Annotated in this window: 7 protein-coding genes and 1 pseudogene; 4 read left to right on the forward strand and 4 right to left on the reverse strand. The window is 72.7% G+C overall.

The annotated features are described in order from the left end of the window. Nucleotides 1-90 precede the first annotated feature (90 nt). Entirely contained in the window at nucleotides 91-765 is a 675-nt protein-coding gene (locus Q0444_RS07565; protein WP_291085099.1) for an SDR family oxidoreductase, read from the forward strand. A 71-nt stretch (nucleotides 766-836) separates the two neighbouring features. Then, nucleotides 837-1,913, forward strand: coding sequence for a 2-dehydropantoate 2-reductase (locus tag Q0444_RS07570; RefSeq protein ID WP_299022657.1), 1,077 nt, complete (start codon nucleotides 837-839; stop codon nucleotides 1,911-1,913). On the opposite strand, the gene Q0444_RS07575 is transcribed toward Q0444_RS07570, so the two are convergent. After that, complete coding sequence (locus Q0444_RS07575; protein ID WP_291085105.1) at nucleotides 1,901-2,182, reverse strand: Lrp/AsnC family transcriptional regulator; 282 nt, start codon at nucleotides 2,180-2,182, stop codon at nucleotides 1,901-1,903. The genes Q0444_RS07570 and Q0444_RS07575 overlap by 13 nt on opposite strands. A 38-nt stretch (nucleotides 2,183-2,220) precedes the next feature. Here Q0444_RS07575 and Q0444_RS07580 point away from each other — a divergent pair, with 38 nt between their 5' ends. After that, complete coding sequence (locus Q0444_RS07580) at nucleotides 2,221-2,910, forward strand: AIM24 family protein (protein ID WP_291085108.1); 690 nt, start codon at nucleotides 2,221-2,223, stop codon at nucleotides 2,908-2,910. A gap of 21 nt (nucleotides 2,911-2,931) precedes the next feature. Here Q0444_RS07580 and Q0444_RS07585 read toward each other — a convergent pair whose 3' ends face one another. Both Q0444_RS07585 and Q0444_RS07590 read right to left on the reverse strand, forming a co-directional pair. Next, complete coding sequence (locus Q0444_RS07585; RefSeq protein ID WP_291085111.1) at nucleotides 2,932-3,306, reverse strand: nuclear transport factor 2 family protein; 375 nt, start codon at nucleotides 3,304-3,306, stop codon at nucleotides 2,932-2,934. 115 nt (nucleotides 3,307-3,421) lie between these two features. Beyond that, on the reverse strand, nucleotides 3,422-3,940 hold the full coding sequence (locus tag Q0444_RS07590) for a GyrI-like domain-containing protein (RefSeq protein WP_291085114.1): 519 nt from the start codon (nucleotides 3,938-3,940) through the stop codon (nucleotides 3,422-3,424). Between the two features lie 337 nt (nucleotides 3,941-4,277). Between Q0444_RS07590 and Q0444_RS07595 the strand changes: the two genes are divergently transcribed. Then, entirely contained in the window at nucleotides 4,278-4,604 is a 327-nt protein-coding gene (locus Q0444_RS07595; RefSeq protein WP_291085117.1) for a hypothetical protein, read from the forward strand. Nucleotides 4,605-4,615: 11 nt separating this feature from the next. On the opposite strand, the pseudogene Q0444_RS07600 reads toward Q0444_RS07595, so the two are convergent. Then, nucleotides 4,616-5,138: pseudogene (locus tag Q0444_RS07600) on the reverse strand (hypothetical protein); the annotation flags it as partial.

The following is a 5,138-nucleotide window of genomic DNA, read 5'->3' on the forward strand; positions in this document are numbered from 1 at the left end:
CCTGTGGGACCCCAACGGCGACCACCCCTCCGGGGGCTGGGCCGGCGGGGGCGGGGGGCCGCCCCCCGCCCCCCCCCCCCCGCCCCCGCCATGAGCACCGTTCTCGTCACCGGAGCCTCCCGCGGCATCGGGGCGGCCACCGCCAGGGCCCTGGAGGCCCACCACGACCTGATCCTGGTGGGCCGGGACACCGGCGCCCTGGACGCCGTGGCGCGCGACTGCTCCAGCGCCCGCGTCGTGGCGGCCGATCTCACGACCGCCGAGGGGGTCGCGCGGGTCGCCGACGGAATCGGGACCCTCGACGGGCTCGTCCACAGTGCCGGGGTCGCCGAGCTGGGCCGTATCGACTCCTCCGAGGCCGCGCAGTGGCGCCGCGCGTTCGAGGTCAACGTGATGGCCGTGGTCGAGCTGACCCGGGCGCTGCTCCCGGCGCTGCGCGCGGCCCGGGGCCACCTCGTCGTCGTCAACTCCGGCGCGGGGTTCACCGCAAAGCCCGGCTGGGGCTCCTACAGCGCGTCCAAGTTCGCCCTCCGCGCCGTCACCGACACGATCCGCGGCGAGGAACCCACGCTGCGCGTCACCTCGGTGCACCCGGGGCGGGTGGACACCGACATGCAGCGCGCGATCGTCGCGGGCGAGGGCGGGACGTACCAGCCGTCGTCCTATCTCAGCCCCGGCTCAGTGGCCGCGGCCATCCGCGACGCCCTCGACGCCGCCCCGGACGCCCACCCCACGGAGATCGTGCTCAGGCCCCGGCCCCACTGACTCCCGACCCGTCGGCGCGCCTCCCGATCCGGCACCCCGGCCGGGTCGGGTGTCGTAACGTCACCCTCACCATGACCAGCCCGGACACGCCACTGCGCATCACGGTGATCGGCGCCGGCGTGGTCGGCTGCTATCTGGGCGGCCGACTCGCCCCCCACGCCGACGTGACCCTCGTCGGACGACCCCACGTCCTGGACCCCATCCGCGCGGTGGGCCTCACCGTGGAGTCGGGCGAGGGCGAGGGCGACCGCCTCCACCTGCCCGCCGAGTCCCTCACGCTGGCGGAGTCCCCCGAGTCCGTGCGGCGCTCGGATGTGGTGCTGGTGTGCACCAAGGCGGGTTCGACCGCGGCGGCGACCGCGGAGTTCGTCCCGTTCCTGCGCCGCGGCTCCCTCGTGGTGGGCCTGCAGAACGGGCTGCACTCGGCGGACCTGATCCGCGACGCGGTGGACGTGGCGCCCGTGATCGCCGGGGTCATCCCCTTCAACGTGGCCCGGACCGGGCCCGCCACCTACCGCCGGACCAGCACGGGCGAGATCCGCCTGGCCGAGCACCCGGCGGCGGCGCCCCTCATCGACGTGATGAGGCGGGCCGGCCTCCAGGTCCGGGCGACCGACGACATCCAGGCCGTGCTCCACGGCAAGGTCCTGCTCAACCTCAACAACGCCGTCCAGGCGCTGTCCGGGCTCCCGCTGCGCACCGAGCTGCTCGACCACGACCTGCGGCGCTGCGTGGCCATCTGCCAGCTTGAGGCGATCCGCGTCTTCACCGCGGCCGGGGTGGTCCCGCGGGTTCCCCTCGCCGTCCCCGCGGCGCTGCTGCCGACCATCATGCGGCTGCCCACCCCGGTCTTCCGCAGGCTGGCCACGACCGTGGTCCGGGTCGACGCCGACGGCACGTCGTCGATGAACGACGACCTGGTCCGCGGCCGCCCCACCGAGATCGACGTCCTCCAGGGCAAGGTGGTGAAGATGGCCCGCCGGCTCGGCATGGAGGCCCCGGCCTGCGAGCGGATGGTGGAGCTGGTGCACGAGGCCGAGCGAGACGGGGACGACCGACGGCAGTGGACCGGCGACGCCCTGCTCGCCGAACTCATGCGCGCGCGGCAGCGGGCCCGCCGTCAGGCCGGGACGGCTCAGTCGTCGTAGCCGAGCGAGAACGCGGCCTCGAGGTCGTGCTTGGACAGCGCCCGGAAGGCGATGTGCGTCTCGGTGTTCACCACGCCCGGCACCTTGTTGAGGCGGTCGGAGACGATGTCCGCCACCTCCTCGTTGCGGCGGGCCCGGACCAGCACGATGAGGTCGATGGTCCCCGTGACCGAGTAGACCTCCGAGACCCCCTCGATCTCGGCGATGGCCTCGGCGACCTCGGGGATGCGCGCCGTCTCGGCGTGGACAAAGACGATGGCGGTGATCATGGCCCCAAGGCTAGTGCAGCCGGCGTAGCGTCCACCCCATGATCCACGGGGAGCTCTTCCAGACCGCGCGGGAGACGCAGGCGGACCGCCCGTTCGCCCTGCAGAACTCCAAGATGCTCAAGGTGACCATCCCGAACGGCACCGTCATGGCCCGCGCCGGCTCGATGGTGGCCTACCAGGGGCAGATCGGCTTCGAGAACACCGGCAGCGGCGGGATCGGGAAGATGTTCAAGGCCGCAGCCACCGGCGAGGGGGTCCCGCTGATGCGGTGCTCCGGCCAGGGCGAGTTGTTCCTGGCCGACCGGGCCTCCGAGATCCAGGTGCTCTACCTGGAGAACGACATGATCTCGGTCAACGGCGCCAGCATCCTGGCGTTCTCCGAGGGCATCCAGTGGGACATCAACCGCATCGCCGCGAAGGGCGCCATGATGACCGGCGGCCTGTACAACGTGTCGCTGCGCGGCACCGGGTTCGTGGCGGTCACGACCAAGGGCCAGCCCGTGGCGCTCGACGTGGCCTCGGCGCCCACCTTCGCCGACGCGCAGGCCGTGGTCCTGTGGACGGCCGGGGTGACGATGGACGTGAAGATCGACACCGGCGGGATCAAGTCCATGCTCCGCGGCGGTAGCGGCGAGACGTTCCAGATGGCGTTCGGCGGCCAGGGCGTGGTGATAGTCCAGCCCTCGGAGAACGTGCCCCAGGGTGCCGGCAGCCAGAGCGGATCGTAGCGACCCCCGGCCGGTCCCGGCTCAGCTCATGTTCTCCGGGGTCCAGTAGGCGCGCATCGCGGCGACCTTGCCCTGCTCGTCGTGGGTCATGAGGTCCCACACGTTGATCGTGGCCTTGGCGCCGCCGTCGAAGTGGGTGGTGATCTCGAAGTTGAACAGCAGGTCGTTGCCGCACACGCGCGCCTCGAGCACCTCGCCCTCGATCCGCAGCGCCACCACGCTGGCGTAGAACTCCCGGATGGCCGCCTTGCCCTGGTGGACGGTGCCGCCGCCGACCGGATCCTCGACCGTGGCCCCCTCGGCGTAGAGGTCCAACACGGCCTCGAGGTCGCCGGCGGTCAGCGCCGCGAGGTAGGCGTCCGCGGTGGACCGGATCTGTTCGGGGGAGGCGCTCATGGTGGGGGGCCTTTCTTGACGACGACGAGACCGTTCACCAGCCTAGAACGTGTTCTTGTTCCGTGGGTCCATACGGTCGGGCGCGGCGGGGTGGCGACTCCGTGACGGTCGCGGATCAGGCCGCGTCGTCGGGGGTGCGCACCATGCAGAAGAGGTCGGTGCGCAGGGTGGCGGGGTCGAGGTCCGGGGACGGCTCGGTCACGTAGCTCTCCCAGAACGGGCTGCCCGGCGCGCGGCCCATCGCCCCGATCTCGCCCATGAATCCGCCCCACGCCTGCCCGAGCTCGTCGTAGGCGCCGAGGTGGCTGGTCACCGCGACCTCGCCGCCCGGGAGCTCGGACCCGACGATCCGCATCCCCCCGGACTCGATCGGCTCCCCGGTGTGCAGTTCCGCCAGCGGCCGCGCGAGGGGGAAGCCGACCTCGAGGTCGGCCGTGAACTCGGGTTCCTCACTGGTCCGCGTGTAGAGCGCGAAGGCGGGCCCGGCCGGGATGACGCCGGCGGCGAACAGCGCCGGGAACGCGGTGCCGAACGCCGAGTCGAAGAACCGGCCGATGGTCGCCATCGGGACCCCGACGGCTCGGATCACCGCGGTCGGCACGGCCGGAACGGCGAGCACGCGGACCCCGGTCACGGGGTCGGGTCCGAGGTCCGGGTACCCGTGCGGCGGGTCGTCCCCCGTCGTGGGGGGCCGACCGTGTGACGTACCGGGGGACGACGATGACGACGTTGACATTGTGTGGCCCCTCTCGGAGGAACGGTTCCGAGTCCCAGTGTGCGCGCCTCGCGGCCCGGCCGACTATCCCCTCCTCGACCAGTTGAATTAGAAATCAATTACTCAGGTTTCGCGGGCGGCTCCGTGACATGCTCGGTCCGTTGGTTCGCGTTCGAGATCCGGGGATCCCCTCGCTGGTCGGACGCGTCAGTACAGTGCGCCGGCACCGGCTGTCAGCGCCGAGAGGATGGTTTCCATGAGTGACGAGCAGACGTCGAGCGGCCAGATCGGCCAGAAGGCCAGCGAGATGGCCAGCCAGATCGAGCTGACCGCCCGTGACCTGGCCAAGGTCGGCCAGGAGGCCGCCGCCATGGCCGGCACGCTGGCCCACAAGGTGGCGGGCATGGTCAGCCGCAATCCCGACGACACCGAGGGTCCGGACCTCAGCGACCAGGCCCGCGACGTGGCCGAGGCCGTGCGGAAGACCACCGAGGACGCCCTGCGCATCGCCCAGAAGGCCGTCGAGATGGCGAGCAAGATCGCCCAGGCCCCCTCGGGCGGGAGCGACAAGCCCTCCACCTAGACAGACCCGGTTCAGGGAGACCCGGTCTCGGACCGCGCGAACTCCCAGAACCTGTCCGCGTTCGACGGATCGGAGGCCTCCGCGCTGCGCCCGATGAGTGTGGGCGTCCCGCGGAGGTTCCGCATCGCGTCCGGGCCGGTGTAGCTGCACGGCGGCAGCGGTCTGGTCGCGGCGAACATCGTGGTCAGCGCCGCCTGGCTCGCGGGCTGCGCCAGGACCGAGCAGACGCCCGTGACGACCCGATCGACCACGGCGTTCCCGCTGGCGTTGGAGATGCCGGTCGCCGCCCAGCCGGGGTGGGTCAACTGCACGTCCACACCGGCGGGGCCGGCCCCGGCGCGCCCGTCCCGCCGCCGCTGGTCCCGCGCGAGCCCCCACAGCATGTCCGCGAGCTTGGACTGCGCGTAGGCGCTCGGGGCGGTCCAGCGGCGGCGACGGCCCCCGTAAAACGGGGCGCCGGGGGCCCAGGCCCCCGCCCCGGGTCGCCCCGCGGGCCCCAGCCCCCCCCGCCCGCCCCCCCAGCGGCGGGGCCGG

The organism is uncultured Dietzia sp., from assembly GCF_937873725.1.
In the GTDB taxonomy this organism is placed as follows: Bacteria; Actinomycetota; Actinomycetes; order Mycobacteriales; family Mycobacteriaceae; genus Dietzia.

What these genes read in the sequence shown, in the direction of transcription:
- Q0444_RS07595 (WP_291085117.1), top strand. Translation starts at nt 4,278, where the DNA reads ATGAGTGACGAGCAGACGTCGAGCGGCCAGATCGGCCAGAAGGCCAGC.
- Q0444_RS07570 (WP_299022657.1), top strand. Translation starts at nt 837, where the DNA reads ATGACCAGCCCGGACACGCCACTGCGCATCACGGTGATCGGCGCCGGC.
- Q0444_RS07580 (WP_291085108.1), top strand. Translation starts at nt 2,221, where the DNA reads ATGATCCACGGGGAGCTCTTCCAGACCGCGCGGGAGACGCAGGCGGAC.
- Q0444_RS07585 (WP_291085111.1), bottom strand. Translation starts at nt 3,306, where the DNA reads ATGAGCGCCTCCCCCGAACAGATCCGGTCCACCGCGGACGCCTACCTC.
- Q0444_RS07575 (WP_291085105.1), bottom strand. Translation starts at nt 2,182, where the DNA reads ATGATCACCGCCATCGTCTTTGTCCACGCCGAGACGGCGCGCATCCCC.
- Q0444_RS07565 (WP_291085099.1), top strand. Translation starts at nt 91, where the DNA reads ATGAGCACCGTTCTCGTCACCGGAGCCTCCCGCGGCATCGGGGCGGCC.